Raw genomic sequence first — 15609 nt, forward strand, 5'->3', positions numbered from 1 at the left:
GCCCTCACGCCAGCCGTGCCGCGATCAGCACCAGGATCGCGATCTCGGCGGCCTGCTCGGCGGCGCCAAACACATCGCCGGTGACGCCGCCGATCTGCCGCCACGCCAGAAACGCCACCGCGGCCACCGCGATCGCCGCGACGATCAGCGCCAACAGCGCGGTGCCGAGCGGCAGCAACAGCAGCGCCAGAATGGCGCCGATCACAATGGCGACAATGGCATTGGCCTCGGTCGGGCGGCCGGCATTCTTGCCGAGCCCATCGGCGCGCGCGAACGGCATTTTGGCGGCGAGCGCCGGGATCGCGGCGCGGCCGACGCCATGCGCCACCATCAGGCCAGGAATCGCCAGCGCCGGCGGCAGCGCGGCCAGCGCCGCGAGCTTGGTGGCAAAGCCGACCACCAGCACCACCGCGCCATAGGTGCCGAGCCGGCTGTCGCGCATGATGGTCAGCTTGGCGGTGCGGTCGCGGCCGCCGCCAAACCCGTCGCCGACATCGGCAAGGCCATCCTCATGCAGCGCCCCGGTCAGAGCGGCGCTGGCGCCGAGCGCCAACGCGGCCGCCGCCAGCACCGGCACATGGAGCGCCAGCAGCGCGGCATAGACCAGCCCGACCACCAGCCCGATCAACGCCCCGATCAGCGGAAAAGCGCGCTGCGAGCGCGTCAGCCCGGACGGCACCGCCCCCTCCGGATGCGGCATCGGCACCCGGGTCAGCAGCGAGGCGGCGATGCGCAGATCGTCGAACCAGTCGCGCAGATGGCTGGCAAGGCTGGGCGAAGCGTCGGCGGGCGAAGTCATCGGAAATTCCTGAGTTTCTTGAAAGGAGCGGTATACAGGGCCCGTCCGATTCCGGCGAAAAAATGTATACCGTCGTGAGCTTTTGCCTGTGGGCGGCGCGCGCCACGGCGCCGGCCGCGCAGGCAACAACCGCAAAGGGGCTTTGGTGATGACTGACGGCAGCGTGCAATTCTGGGATCGGATGGCGGAGCGCTATGCCGCGCGCCCCATCAAGGACACGGCGGCCTATGAGGCGATGCTGGCCGATGCCGCCGCCAGGCTGTCGCCGAGCGACCGGGTGCTGGAGATCGGCGCCGGCACCGGCGGCGCGGCGATCAAGCTCGGCGGCGGCGTTGCGGAATGGCGCGCCACCGATGCGTCGGCCGAGATGGTGCGGATCGCGCGCGCCAAACAGGCGCCGCCCAATGTCAGCTTCGTGGTCGCCGAGGCCGACCAGGCGTTTGCCGGCGCGCCCTATGATGCGATCTGCGCGTTCCTGATCCTGCATCTGGTCGCGGACATGGACGCGACGCTGGCGGCCATTCACCGCCATCTCAAGCCCGGCGGACTATTGATCAGCAAGACCTATTGCGTCGGCGACATGAATGCCGCGCTGCGGCATCTGTTGATCCCGGTGCTGCGCATTGTCGGCTTTGTGCCGCCGCTGAAGATGATCACCGCGCAGCAGCTACACACCAGGATCGCGAAGGCCGGTTTCTCGATCGAAGCCTCGCGCACCTTCGGCAGCAATCAGCACGCCCATTACATCGTGGCACGGCGGCTTTAGTCGAGTGGGGATCGCGGGCCACGGGAATGGGCCCCGGCCGCTTCAGCGCTCCTTCTTCTCCTGCGCTTCGACGTATTCGCGCAACGCTTGATTGATGCAGCGCTGGTAGCCGCGGCCATCCTGGGTTTGCCGTTTGAACCAGGCAATCACATCCGCGTCCAAGCGCAGCGTGAGCTGCTGTTTGACTGGCCGGTAGTACGGGTTGCGGCGGGCGCTGGTCCAGAAACGCTCAGGCGTCGGCGGGATGTCGCTGTAATCGATCTGATCGTCCGGCATTGCTTGCAGCGCCTTGAGCTCGGCTCGCTGCGCGTCCGTCAAGGCCGGAGGATCGGCGGGATCGAACTCACGTTTCACGAGCTTGTTCATATCGGCTCCGTTCAGACCTGTCGGCACGACGGGCGGAGATGATGCGCACAATCTCTTCGCCGCCCTCCTCACGATCGACATGGGCGACCAGCAACAGCGTGACACCGTTCACCAGACCGATCGTCTGCCAGCGGTATTCGTGGCCTTCGATCCGATCCTGATCCGTCAGGGCATAGGGATCGGCGAACACCAAGGTCGCCGTCTCGAAGCTGACATGATGCTTCTGCCGGTTGTGCGCGGCCTTCGCCACATCCCATTCAAACCGCAAGTTGCACCTGAATTGTAATTGAGAAATGTAACTACAAATCCGGATTACAGCAAGGGACCCGCCTCGTGACGGAACCGCCACTCTTCGCTTAGTTGCATCTTTACAGATACACAACCAAATGATCACACCGGAGAATCGCACTGCTCCAGCGACCGCAGACAAGTGGCATTGACTGGCAACTGTCGGGCTAAGAGCAAACACGAAAAAGCCCGCCAGAGGCGGGCTAAATCATTGATCTTACGATCGAAGTTTGGTTGCGGGAGTTGGATTTGAACCTACGACCTTCAGGTTATGAGCAGCTTGGGACAATGCGATAAGGCCTTAAACATCAATAATTTAAACAGCTCATGTGCCCTGAATGTGCCCATGACGCTTCAGGCATTTTGAAAAACCCGAACAACCTCAGTCACTCAGGTCTCCGGGAACAGGCGCGGAAACAGGATATCCAAAGAGTCTGGGGGAAACTGTAGAGACACCGGTCCCTTTGCGGTGGCCGAGCCGAGCAGCCCTGCATCCATCGTGTCTTTCAGAATGCGTCGCGCCGAGCGCTCGGGGAGCCTCGTGATCCTGGCAACATCGCCGCGCTCGATTTCACCCCGAACAAAAGCCTCTTCAAGGAGAAATGCCGCTTCGGGTTTGAGGCTGTCGCTCCGTTCCACGTAAGAGCGCAAGCGTCGCGACAAAGCCTGCACCTCAAACAGCTCGGACATGAACGTCACCTGATCGAGGCACACCTTCAGAAACCACAGCACGAACTCGTTCAGTGCGCGCAATGAAAGATTGCCGCGCCCGTCGAGATCGCCCTGCCGAGGTGTATCGGCAAGGTCCATCATCGCCTTGTATTCTGTCCGGCTTGCAAGTCCACGAGAGAGGCCGCGGGACACTGACCACAGCCCGTGCGCTCCAACGCCAGCCTTCAATGCCATGGCATGGCTCATGAGACGGCTGACACGGCCATTGCCGTCCGGAAATGGGTGAATGTAGTTGAAACGATGATGGGCCGCGGCCATCGCGATCAGCCGACTGGCACTTCCTAGCGAAGCGAAACGATAGCGTTCCGCGAAATAGTCCATGAAGTCGGAAATCCGCTCGCTGCTCGGCGGCTGATGCCGCCCAACGGCAACGTCTTGCTCCGGATGCGATCGCCACTCGCCCGGCATCATCTCAAAGGAGCGTCCTGCGCCTGTGATTTGAAGCATCTCGACAGGAGCATCCTTGTAGAATTCGGAGTGAAGCCAGCGCAGAAAATCCGGCGACGCTGGCTCTGCCAATTCCTCTGCTTCGGCGCGGCGATCGATCTCGGCCTGAACGCGCACATGGGCGGCAGCTTCAAGCTGGAGATTGCGGCGCTCCCGATCCTGATCAAGGTCTCCCGCAAGCGCGCGCGCGATGTCTCTGGGACGGGTATGGTGCCCTTCGATCAGGTTGCTGTAGTAGGTGTTCATGATCCGCACCAAATCCGCGAGGTTTGCGGCTGTGCGCGGATGGAAGGCGCGGCCAAGGGTGGCCGAGGCGCTTGCTAGGTCAGCGATGACATCGGAGATCGCCGCATTGACCTCTTCAAGGCGGGCAGGCTCGATCCGCTGAGGAGTTTCGAGGTTCATTTTTGGCCGATCATTGCCCTTTATAAGCTTCTGATCATACGTCAAAAATAACTGAACTCCCACTGATTTGGCCGATCTTTTGGCCGATCTTCTAAGCGCGCGCCCGACAAGGAGACGTCGCCCCAGTGTTTTCCGGCTGAGCGTTCGCTTCCGCTATTTGATCGCCCTGGCGTGCAGCCACGCGCGCTGAGCCATCAGCAAACACGAAAAAGCCCGCCAGAGGCGGGCTAATTCGTTGATATCGCTATCAAAGCTTGGTTGCGGGAGGCTGCAACCACCATTACTTGCGACCTACTAACAGCCATTTTCCTATCAACGCCAAATCCAACGCGGGGAGAATGGTTGCTAAAAATAGCAGCTTTCATTCCGTCCTATTCCGAACAGCAGCGTGAGTATCGGTTACACTACAACTCAACCGCCACGTTTTCCCGGCGAAAAATCCGGCACTGCGCGCCGAACGCGGTCAGCGCAGGTTCGTTTGTCATCTATCACCTCTGACCGACCTGGAACGGGACGCAGGACATCGCCATGCAACTGCGCCCTCAGTTCCAGCCAACGCGCCTTGAGAACCTGCCAGTTGTGATCGTCGTATGTGCCACTGACGACAACAGGGTGAACCCGAATGCGGGGTGGGAGACCATCACCATGATCCCTCCATTTCCGCCATTCGCGAAGCCAAAGACTGTTCTTGCGATCCACACGCCCAATCTGCTGCTCGACAATGCCGGGATTCCACTCCGCGTGCAGTAGAATCACTGTGCGACAGGCCTCATGCAGATTCAGGCCCTCACGCCCGACGCGGGATTGCGCGAGGAGCACCATCGGCCAACTGGACGACCGGTTGAATGCAGATTGCAGCATACGCCGCGTTTGCGGTGCGGTTGCGCCTGACATCATCCTGGCGAAGTTGCCCTCGCGCCCGGAATAGTCGTTCAGCCAGGCATCCAGCCGGGCTTTCTGCGTATCGTTGTTCTCTGCTTCATCATCCCCGGCAAGCTCCAGGAGCAGTTTTTCGAACAGCCCGAGCATTTCCCGCCCCGTCCAGGAAGCGCCCGCAACTTCCCGCCTGCCACCAAGTGCCTCGAGCAAAGCCCCGAATTGAAGGTCTTGTTTGCCGTCCTCATGGCGCAGAATCTCTGACAGAAATGCAGCAGCTCCTCCCTCCAGCGCAAGGTCTTCCAACTCCCGATGAAGCCGTGCGAGTTCAGCCCGGCGCTCGCTCGCCCACTCCTGATAGCGGGTTTTCAACATTACATCGATTTCGTCGACCTCACCCGCCACCGCAAGATCAGGATCCCTCATCGCCGCAATGACGGCTGCTATATTGCTTTCCCCGATCCCACTGGCAGGCCAGTGCTGTCCGTCTCGCAAACGACGCAGCATCTCACGCGCGTCCAACAGTCTGGTCAGCACATTCATCGGCGTCAGGAACCTGCCGAAGACGAGCACTTTCTCGCCGGCCCGTGTATAGGCCTCGATTTGTCTCACAGCCGCCAGGATCGCAGGGTGGCTATAGATGTCGTTGCTCTCAGCGGTGAAAGCTTCCGTCCAAAACCCCGCCGGACCAACGAGGTTTGCATCTGTCATGCCTGAAGGGCTGTCTTCCTCATCCTCTCCAAAGCCGAACCCATACCCCTGTGCAACGGCGAGCCTGACCCGTTTCACACGCGGATCATCCTGAGGGAGTAACGACAGCGCCTCAGCCGCACAAAAGCGGCGCAACCAGTCACGGGTATAACCCTCTGCCTCCGGCGAAACCGGGATATCGGTGACCTCACGATAATCACCATGACTGTCTTTGAAGACGCAGAATTCGGGGTCACTGCGTTTGTCCCGGCGCAGGACGTATGGTCGCAATGCTGCGTAGAACTGCCGGGCGGAGGTCTCGAATTCCCCGGTCAGCGTCTCGTCCAGTTCTTCGGTTTGAATCCGACGAACAACATCCACATAGCCGGTGATCCATTCCGTCAGCTCTGCGAGCGCAGTAATATCCTGATCGTCATCGCGACCATTGAGCCGCTCCAGCGTGTCGATCCACTGGCTGGAGTCCAGCTCGACCGGGGTTGCGGTCATGCCCAGACGAAAAGGATCATCCGCTTCCCAGCTTACCGGGCCGAGAATGCGCGAAAGGCTTGAATCTGCGCCGCGCGCCTTGTGGGCTTCGTCAACGACTATGAGATCAAAACGACCCAGGCCATAGCCGATCAGCGGCAGGATCCTGTTCTTGTAATCGTCCGCCGAAAGCCATTTCTGATCGCCGTTAATGGCATCGCGCGGCAGTTCGTGGTCCAGAATCGTTTGGGCAATGTGCCGCGCCGCACGGCGACTGGCATATACATAGCCCACCTCACCCGAATGGAAATTTTCGCGCATGAAGTTGCGCCGTCGGCCGTCAATCAGGCGGGCGACGTTGGGTAAGAGTTCCCGGCGCCAGCCTCCAGCGGGGCCTTCTCCACGATTGGGAAACTGCATGTTCGCAAAGGAATGAGAGATCATTATGATCTCTTCGGCGGCCCAGCCGTTCTCCGGCAACTCACGCTGCTTGCGGCGATCCGAAAGCCACTCCTTATGGCTGTGTAACCGTCTTGCGCTCCCCTCCGCATCGGTATCGTGCAAGAAACCGGAGATGAAACCATCATAGCTGCGCAGCGGCAGCAATGTCTTGTCGTCGGCGTTGAACCGTTTCAGTTCCTGTTGCCATTGTGCCCCAAGGCCCGCGGGCAGAACAATGGCGCTGCGCCCGCCCGCCTCCCGCACCGCTGCGATCAGCGCCGCCGCAATGCGGGTCTTGCCCATACCCACCTCATCAGCCAGCAGGGCCGAGCGTTGGCCCGCCCGGATACGGCACGCTAATTCTGTGACACTCGCCTTCTGGCCATGATCTAGCAGGGTATCATCAGACGTCCCTGCGATACGATCCAGAATCCTCGCGACCTCGTTCCAGTCCACCATCACGCGGCCTCCCGTTCCCAGAGCGATGGGTAAGCGCTGAGCTCCCACGCGACGGACACTGCCAAAAGCGCATCTCTCAATAGGTCTGGCGAAACCCCTTCCGGGCGCATACGCGGATCTACCAGAGCAGGCAGAGGATTTGCCCTGGCGTTCCGGAAGAACTCGAGCATCGTTTTTTCGCGAGACGCGATAGCGCAAAGGTTCTGTTGCAACTCCCGACACCACCTTTGCCAGTCCCGCAGGTCCAACCTTGCCTGTGTCTCACAAAGACGCACCAGAAGTTCCATCATCCTGCGAATGGGATAGGCAGCTGGCGGAGCTTCGGTGGTATCTGAGGCGTCGGTGAGCGGCTCTTCGCCTTCCTCACCCTCATCTTCGCTGTCAGCATCACCTGGCTCGGGAAATGAGCCAAGGCTGGCAAGGATATCTTCGACCGACATATCGGAGGGGCGAGCGACAACAAGTGCTTCGGAAGAAATGACAGGCAGCCGCCAGCCGCCCTCCGCGAGTGTCACAATCGCCGGAGCCGGTGCAGGCCATGGACAAGGTGTCTGGGCCTGAGCCGCATCGACACCAATCACCATCACCGATTTGTCTTCGGGGGCCGAGAGCACCCCGTCTTGCCATATAAGCCACGCAACTGGCGGCTGGGTTTCTGGCTCATCGGGGCGCACAAAGCCTTCCCCTTGCTGCAGGGCCTCGGGCGTCACCACATCAGTGAACTGGATTGGCAAAACAGCGGCGATACCGTTCCGCGTGTCTCTGCGTCGCGGCCATTTCAGTCCTCCCGGCAGATCGACGATCACACCTGCCTCAAGGTTTCCCCCGACGCTTGCGGCACGCTCAAACCCGTTCATGCTCAGATTGCCGGATCCAAGATAAGCCCGTCCCGAGGCCTCGGTCTCGCCCGACGCCAGCACCACAAATTTTGCATGCAGGCACCCATCAGTTCCATGCAAGACAGAGCGCGGAGGGCGCAAGTTCCAGCCTGCGTCAATCAAGGCACCGGCCCGGGCAGCAAGCCCCTGACAGGAGGACGGGTTAAGAAACAGGTCGAGAGCCGCTGTTTTCGTCAGGGATTTCTCCTGCACCAATGCGCGGCGCAGTCGCTCCGGCAGGCCAGCAGCACCATCGCCGTCGCTCTCGAAATAGCCAGACCCGAGGATGAGACGGTCGGCCTTCTTTTTGGTACCCAGGCGCTCGACCACCTGAGGAAACAGCGCCTGATTGCGGCTGTCGATGAAGCGGGGACGCGCGGATGACGTGGGCAAGGCTGTGATCGCGGCCTCCAGCAGGGCGTCTGGCCGGTGTCCGTCAAAACTGCGTTCGATCAGGGCGCAATCTGCACGCTCGCGCAGCCATCCAAACATCTCATGCGCAGCGCGGATATCGGCAATGTCCTGTGCGTCAGGCACAGCAGAGTCCAGATCGATCGACCAGAACAGGTCGATGCTGCGAGTAAGCGGATCCTGTGTCCAGTTCCCCGTGCTGACAGCGAGGCGAATGACATAGCCATCTCCGCCGCGCTTGCGAAAACCCAGAAGCGCCACCTTGGCATGGAGAAGGTTGTAGCCGCGTCCCACGAGGTGCATCCACATCCAGGCAAGTCCCGGAACGTCCGAGATCGCATTCACGGTTGGATGGATGAAGGCGGCCAGCACCGGGCGCGCCATCTCGCCTGTGAATGTTCGGCGGATCTGCCCCAGGACCTGCCGCGTCGCGGTGAAGCCGCACATAAGGCCAAAGTCGCCATAACAATTTTCGGGCGGCATGAAGAGGGAGTAGAGCGTCGTGTTCTGCATCAGACGGCCTCCGATCCCGCGTCACGGCTGCCCGGGTTCACCTTTCCGGACAGCTCCGTCACCAGACAATGAAGATTATGCAGCCGGAAAAGCTGCGGCGCGAAGGCCTCGTCCTGAGGGGGCCGGTTCTCGTCCTGGGTCTCCGAGTTGCTCCGCAACTCGCTCGCAGCCGGCCCGAGAAAAATGTGGCCTTCGCGCTGACAAATCACGGTAGAATCGCGCTCGGCCAGCCTCTGGATCAGCTGCTGATCGGACAGATTTCGGACTTCCGCGATAAATCTGCGGCTAGTCTCCTCATTGCCCTGATCGACAAGCGCGCCTTTTGCCGAGGCCAGATCGCGCAATTGTTTCAGTGGCTCGGCGGCGACTTCAGCTGCGTCTGCTTCTGACAGGCGCACAGGCTGATTATCGTCGCGAAGCTTCAGCAAGTGCTGTTCCAACTGGTCCAACACCGACAACGCAGCATCGCGAATATCCATAAAAGCCGCTCCTGCGCGCAAATCCGACCAATGATCCGGCGCCAGCCCCGCCAATGCGGTTTCCTGGTCCAAATGCGCGGAGCTGGGGCCAGTGCCGAGGCGCGCCAGGGCCCGGCGCCGGGTCGCGCCGGGATCGTTTCCGTCGAGCAATCGGGAAAGGATCAGTTTACGCACCGCTTCCGGGACAGCCCCAACCGGGGAAAGCACTGTCAGGGCCTCCTTCAGGCCATGTGGCTGCCTGCCATGCGCCCAGGCACCAAGCAAACGGCGCGGTTCTTTCATCGCATTCAGCTCCAACAGCTCCCTGCCAGCGCTATGTATGCGAAACGCGCCGTAGCGGCTGCCCTGCACGAACCCGAGTGCGACCAGAGGCTGCACCATCGCCATGCGGATCGGCTGAACCACATAAGTTCCGCGACGCCTGAGATTATGGAAACTGCTATCCTTCAAGCCCTGCATCTTCCGCGCCCCTCGCACGCGGCGATCCTGCGGACCCGCGATGACTTCAAGCATGACGCGCGCTTCGACCGCGTTGCCGACAGGCAGTGCCGGCACACCAAGTTCCTCGGCGATAGAGATCGCAAGAACCGACCAAAGGATGGGCATGGGAAACCACATGCCGCCGATTCCGGGGACCGCCCGATCATTGAAATGACGAACCGCCGCCGCAAGCCCGAGGTTCTGCTGGCGCCGTTGCGAAACCACGGTATCGGGCGCAAGTATTCCCCAGGGCATCAGTTAACTCTGGCCTGTGCGAAAGCTCCCGCTGACGCGCCCTCATCTGCCAGTTCCAGCCAACCGTGATCGACCCAGAACACCGCCACGCCCTGCAGCGGATGCTGCGGGTATAGTCCGGCCAACAGTCCGGCATAGCTGGAAAGCTGTGGCCAATAGGGGCCGAACCCGTCACCGCCGCCGCCGGATTTATGGTCGATCAGCATCGCGCCTGCCGGGCCGATGGCGAGAAGGTCGAGGGCACCGGGGATCTCTGCACCCTCGGGCGTGTGGCCAAGCACCGGAATCTCGGCGCGCAGATCCGTATAGCCCTGATCGACAAGCCAGGCTTTCAGCGCCGTGGCGCGCTCGGCCACTAGCGCAAGAGTGGCGTCGTCAAGCCCGGTCGCGAGAGCCAAAGCCGGGGCCAGATCGGGCCGGGTCAGGTATGTGCGCAGCGCCAGATGCAGTGCTGTGCCGCGGTAGGCATCGTTCAGTGCCTTTGGCCAGGGTGCTCCGATGCTGATACGGCGGGACACGGGCGGCACCCCCGCACTACGGGTTTGCGAGGGCTGCAGCCGCCAGGGCGTCAGCGGTGTCACGGGCAACGGCGCAGCGGCACCGAATCGCAGCGCTGAGGCTGCCGCACCGCCTGCGTACTCGGTAAATCCCGCCTCTTCAGGCAGTTGCGTGATCAGCGCCGGGCAATCCACGCCATTGATGCGCAGGCTGCCCGCCCCGATCTGCGGCGCGCAAGTATCGGACAGGATATGAAACAGGTTCGTAGCCTCGGGCGCGTCTTCTTCGCGGTCCTTCAGAAAACCCGGCCATTCCAGCACCAGCCGGTCACGGGCACGGGTCAGGGCGACATAGAGAAGGTTTTTCGCATTGGCTTCAAAATCGGCGCGACGGTCTTCGATGAAACGGCGGGTCGCCTCGGGCGCGGCAAAGCCGGGCGTGTGGATCAGGCTCGCGGACCCCAGCACCACCGCCATATCGTCGATGCGGTCCAAGGCATCGAAACGGGTCGCAGTGGCCCCCGCACGTTCCTCGATACCATAGTCGAACTCTGCGACGACAGTGATCGGCCATTCCCGCCCTTTGGAGGCATGCCAGGTGACGATCTCCACGGCCTCGGCGCTGTTGGCGGAAGGATCGGGATGACGGTCGAAATCGCGCTCGCCTCCACGGGCGTCGAGCCAGCCGAGAAAGACCTTGGCAGTCTCGCCGTGGAACCCCGAGGCGGATTTGAGATCGCGATGCGCGGCTTCGAACTCACCCGCCTCAGCCTCTAGCCGCATAAGATCGGCGCGGGATTGGGCGGCGTCAGGCTGACGTTCGGCCCAGAGGCGCAGGCCGGCGGCATCCAACACCAGATCAAGGGCCGCACCCACCGGCAGGCGGGCCAAAAGGTTCGACAGAGCGGCGAGCCGCATCAGCACCGGGTCATCCACCAACCGCCCTTCCATTTGGGCGGATAGCGCCTCCTGCAAGGACAGCGGGTCCGGGCCAAGCGTGCGCAAGAGCAGCCCGGCATGGATATCCGCCGGATTGGCGGCAAAGGCCAGCGCGGCGCGGGCGGCAACAATCACCGGACTTTTCGCCCAGCCATCCTCGGCGATCCGCACCGGAACGCCGCGCGCGCGCAGTTCCTCGGCATAGCGGGCGGCGGTGGTGTGGCGACAGACCAACAGCGCGATATCCGAGGGCCGAGCCGGTCGGGCGGCCTTCGTGTGGCGGTCGGTGATAGTCTCAGTATCAGTCAGGATACGGGCGATGCGCTCGGCGATGTGTTCTGGGGGCTGCGAATACTTTTGTGAGCGCCGTCCCTGCGTAGCGTTCAGCACCTCGATCGCGGGACCTGCGACCGCATCGCGGGTCGGCACCAGCGGGTTATAGCCCTGCCCAAAGAGGCCAGCCCCCATCCCATTGACGAATTGCATAATGGCTGGGGTCGAGCGCCAGTTGCGGTCCAAAGGCTGGGTTGCATCGGGATTTGCCGCCGCCAGCGCTGTGGACAGGCGCGGATCGGCGCCCTGAAACCCCATGATCGACTGTTTGACATCGCCCACCAGCAGTGTGCGCGGCGCGTGCTGGCCCAACTGCCACAAAAGCGCGAATTGCACAGGGTTGGTATCCTGGAATTCGTCGATGATGACGCAGTCGATCTCGTCCAGCACCGCTTGCCGCACGGCGAGGTCGGTGCGGAGCAGGTGCTCAGCCCCGGTGATCATATCAGCAAAGTCTATCAGGCCGAGCGCCTTCTTGCGGGTCTCATAGGCCGCCATCACCTCTTGCGCGCAGGCGATCAGGCAGGACAGGTGCAGCTTAGCATCGGCCAGCGGGCCGGGATGGCAGGGCAGCACATCCGCCGCCGCCATGATCGCCGTGGCAAGGTCGTCATATCCCGCAGGCGTCTTGCTGGAGCGGTTAGAGATGAACAGGCTGCGCAGATCGTTCCAGACCTGCCAATCCCGATCCAGAAGATCGGGCGCGCGATCAACACGTTTGAAAAGCGCGAGGTTTTTCTCCAGCTTCTCGACATTGGTTTTGGCGGTGATCCCGGCCATGCCTCCCTCGGGAAAGGCTGCGATCATGACCTGCACGGCCGTCTGCAACGCGGTGGTCGCGGCGATAGGGTCATCCAGAACCGGCCCGTAAACCGCATCCAGCCGCGTCAGTGCCGGAGCGATCAGGCCAGCGTCACGCCCCTTGTCCCCAAGGCCGCGCAAGAGGTCGATCATCGATAGCACCCGGGCGCGCAAACTGTCTTCGACCGTCTCGCCCTTCACGAAGTTCGGGGCGTAACCGAACCGCTCGGGCGCGGCCTTGATCGGGTCCAGCGCCTTGGCATGTGCCAGTGCCTGACGGATCAGCAGATCCCGCTCGGCATCGCCCAGATGGCGCGGCTGCGGCGAGGCGCCAGCCGCCAGAGCATGTTCGGTCAAAAGCCGCAGGCCCAGTCCATGTATGGTCGAGACATAGGCGCGCTCGACCGCCATCGCCTCGGCGACCAGTCCATCGGCCAGAAGGCCGGCACGGATCCTTTCGCGCAACTCGCCAGCCGCGGCCTCGGTAAAGGTGACGGCAAGGATGCGTTCGGGCCGGACAATGCCGCGTTTCACCCAATCGGACAGCTGGGTCTTGATGCGGTGGGTCTTGCCCGCGCCGGCACCCGCAGGAACGATGACCAGACCTTGATCTGCATTGACGGGGGCCATGGTCATTCCTCCTCGAGCGTGCGGATGAAGGCGGTGACCATGGCCGAGCCATCGGTCAGCGCATATGGGGTGAAGCCGGCTTCTTTCTTGAAGAAGGCCGCATCCTCAGAGGTGTTCAGCACGACCCGTCCTGCACCAAGTTCGGCCAAGCGTTCCGCCAGCTTGGCTACCGCCCCGGCATTCACCGCATCGCCCATGTCGCGGGCGGGCGAGCCCTCGGGCAAGACCAGACCCGAAGTCAGCAGCCCGCCATCATTCATCAGGTGATAGGCGACCGCCACCTTGCGGCCGATCAGCGGGTCCATGCCGTCACCCTCGCGCCGCATGGGCCTCGCTATCATATCGGCGTAAAGCCCTGCCTGCAGATCCCAGCCCGCCTCCATCCGCTGCCGTCGGCCCTTGGTGCCGCTTTTCTTGTGATCGACGATCAAGATCGCACCATCAGGCAGTTCAAGGATCGCGTCGGCCTTGCCATGCAGATTGATGCCATGCGCCTCACCGGCCAGCCAGATTTCATTGCCGATGATCTTGGCATTGAGCGCCAGCAAGTGGTCGCGCCAGCGCAGGGCCGCCGCCATGATCTCACGCTCCAAACCGCGGCGCTCCATCTCCCATGACGGGCTGCGCAGATAGCCCGCGTGACGGGTGAGCGCGCGGTCATAGGCCTCGGGGATCAGTTCTGCCAGCGCCTCGGTTTCCGGGAACGGCTGATCCTTCAGGAAGACATGCTCAAAGACATCATGGGCGATATTGCCCCTTGCCATCACGTCGAGTTCTTCGGTCGACCAAGACATATCCTCGGCCCCAACCTCGGCCAGAAGCCAGGCGAGCGGGCTGACAAGCAGCGTCTCGAGCCGTGAGGGCGATTGCGGTTTGGCGGTGCCGTCATCGCGCCGACGAAGGGACAGAAGGTCATGCCCCGGGAAAGCAAGCTCCTCAGGCAATTCCGCGGGTTCCGGCACCGGCATCAGATGGTGATACGCAATCGGCCATTCCGCAGGGCTCTGACGCGACAGATCGGTGATCAGATCGCTGGCATCCTCAACGCCCGCCACCGCCCGCGCCACCAGCGACAACCCGGCCGAAGGTTGCAAGCGCCCGCCCGCCAGATCGCGCCATGGGATGAGGAAGGTGACGCTGCCGGAAACCGCCTGAAGCTGTTGATCAAGTAACGCGAGGCTTTGCGCCAGCCCCTCGGCCCGACCGCGAAGGTGAACGCCGATTCCCGCGCGTATCGCAGCGATCTCGCTGTCAAGAAACAGCGGATTGGCACGCGGGCGAGTCGGGTAAAGCCCGTCGGTGAAATCGCTGACGATCAGATGGCGGCATGGGCGCCACGGGCTTTCATGCGCGGACCAAAGGCTGACGCCTTCAAGATTGCGGTCGGGGTCCGCAACCATGGGCGGCGCGATCTGAATGCCACGCAGGATTATCTCCCAATCCGGCGTGCCTTCGCCGGGGGGGACAGTCAGCCGCGCGCGGACCTGATCGCCTTTTCCGATCCGCTCGCAGATCCGGTCCAGCAGGAATCGCAGCTGCGGCAAGCTGCCGGCCGAGGCGCGGATATCGTCCCAAAGTTCCTTATGTGCGGGCGTACCCGTGAGGATGGCGCCTCGGAAATCGCCACCCATGAGGCTTTCGGCAAGATCGCGCCCGGTCTGTGCCGCCCAAGGCATCAAGGGAGAAAGCGCGAGGCTCGCCAAGACCATGGCCGGAGTTGGCGGTCGCTTGGCCAGCGCCAGATGTAGCGCGGTCTCGCCAATGACATCTCGCTCGGGTAATTGGCCCGGAAGGCCCGAGAGCGGCACTCCCTGGGCCGAGAAAGCGCGCGCGATCTGGCGCAGATCATCGCCCGACAGCACGGCGATTTCACGGGCCGAAACGCCGGACTCAATCAGCGCCCGGGCTTGGGCGGCGGCGAAATCGGCGCAGGCGGCGGGATCGCGCAGGCCATAGAACGCGAGGCTGTCATCCAGAACCCCGGCCTCGATATCCTGCGCTGAAACACCGCCCTGCAGCGCGTGCAGGCGGCTGCCGATTGCGGCCCGGGGCGTATAGGCGCTTGCGGGAACAGTGCCGAACTCGTCCCGCAACCGGGCAAAAAGCGCCTGCAGCGCCGCAGGAGCTAGAGGATCGAGCGAACCTTCAACCACCGGCAACGAGCCCAGGAACGACCCATGCGGCAGGGCCAGCACATGGGAAATCGGTGCCAGCCCCTCTGGCAGCGCATCCCCCAACCTTTGCCACAACGCGACCAGCGCCAAGAGATGCCGCTTGGCGCGGCTGTCTGGCAGGTGATCGACGTTCGGCACCTTCAGATCCGGCGTGGCCAGCACAAGATCCGTCAGCGCGGCGGTCACCGCCGAGATCGTCTCGACAGGCGCATTGGCAAGACTTTCGGCCCAGACCGGGTCAGGCGCCTCGGCAATGGCACGCCCCGGCGCCCATTCGGCAGAAATGGGGGCAAGGGACAATTCGGCAAGACCGGTATCGGTCAGGCGGTATTGCAGGCCGGAGCGCGGATCAGTGACGAGGAAGGGGTAGTGCATGAATGGCCTGCAATCTGCGGATCAGGAAAACTGTAACGAGGATGAGGGCTTGGGCATCGAGGTCGACTTCTTGCTTCCCGCCGAGCGCG

General features: G+C 62.6%; 10 protein-coding genes. 1 reads left to right on the forward strand and 9 read right to left on the reverse strand.

What is annotated here, in order from left to right; genetic code table 11:
* Positions 1-4: 4 nt before the first annotated feature.
* Complete coding sequence (cobS, locus tag BJ122_RS08480) at positions 5-799, reverse strand: adenosylcobinamide-GDP ribazoletransferase (protein ID WP_110780650.1); 795 nt, start codon at positions 797-799, stop codon at positions 5-7.
* 148 nt (positions 800-947) lie between these two features.
* On the opposite strand from cobS, the gene BJ122_RS08485 reads away from it, so the two are divergent.
* Positions 948-1565, forward strand: coding sequence for a class I SAM-dependent methyltransferase (locus BJ122_RS08485; RefSeq protein WP_110780720.1), 618 nt, complete (start codon positions 948-950; stop codon positions 1563-1565).
* 42 nt (positions 1566-1607) lie between these two features.
* Here BJ122_RS08485 and BJ122_RS08490 read toward each other — a convergent pair whose 3' ends face one another.
* From BJ122_RS08490 to BJ122_RS08525, 8 genes are all read right to left on the reverse strand, one after another.
* The gene (locus tag BJ122_RS08490; protein WP_110780651.1) at positions 1608-1931 is read right to left on the reverse strand and encodes a BrnA antitoxin family protein; all 324 of its coding nucleotides are present in this window, start codon (positions 1929-1931) and stop codon (positions 1608-1610) included.
* Positions 1909-2181, reverse strand: a complete 273-nt coding sequence (locus tag BJ122_RS08495) for a BrnT family toxin (protein ID WP_347337802.1) — start codon at positions 2179-2181, stop codon at positions 1909-1911. The genes BJ122_RS08490 and BJ122_RS08495 overlap by 23 nt, the downstream gene beginning before the upstream one ends.
* 428 nt (positions 2182-2609) lie before the next feature.
* On the reverse strand, positions 2610-3803 hold the full coding sequence (locus BJ122_RS08500) for a Fic family protein (RefSeq protein ID WP_110780653.1): 1194 nt from the start codon (positions 3801-3803) through the stop codon (positions 2610-2612).
* A gap of 411 nt (positions 3804-4214) precedes the next feature.
* Positions 4215-6755 (reverse strand): DEAD/DEAH box helicase family protein, encoded by a 2541-nt coding sequence (locus BJ122_RS08505; protein WP_110780654.1) that lies wholly within the window; start codon positions 6753-6755, stop codon positions 4215-4217.
* Positions 6755-8557, reverse strand: a complete 1803-nt coding sequence (locus BJ122_RS08510) for a phospholipase D-like domain-containing protein (protein ID WP_110780655.1) — start codon at positions 8555-8557, stop codon at positions 6755-6757. Before BJ122_RS08510 ends, BJ122_RS08505 begins: the two co-directional genes overlap by 1 nt.
* Positions 8557-9771 (reverse strand): hypothetical protein, encoded by a 1215-nt coding sequence (locus BJ122_RS08515; RefSeq protein ID WP_110780656.1) that lies wholly within the window; start codon positions 9769-9771, stop codon positions 8557-8559. The genes BJ122_RS08510 and BJ122_RS08515 overlap by 1 nt, the downstream gene beginning before the upstream one ends.
* A complete protein-coding gene (locus BJ122_RS08520) occupies positions 9771-12971 on the reverse strand; it encodes a UvrD-helicase domain-containing protein (RefSeq protein ID WP_210205443.1) in 3201 nt (1066 codons plus the stop codon). Before BJ122_RS08520 ends, BJ122_RS08515 begins: the two co-directional genes overlap by 1 nt.
* Before the next feature lie 2 nt (positions 12972-12973).
* On the reverse strand, positions 12974-15520 hold the full coding sequence (locus BJ122_RS08525; protein WP_110780658.1) for a PD-(D/E)XK nuclease family protein: 2547 nt from the start codon (positions 15518-15520) through the stop codon (positions 12974-12976).
* Between the last annotated feature and the right edge of the window lie 89 nt (positions 15521-15609).

It is taken from the genome of Rhodopseudomonas faecalis, from assembly GCF_003217325.1.
Taxonomy (GTDB): domain Bacteria; phylum Pseudomonadota; class Alphaproteobacteria; order Rhizobiales; family Xanthobacteraceae; genus Rhodopseudomonas; species Rhodopseudomonas faecalis.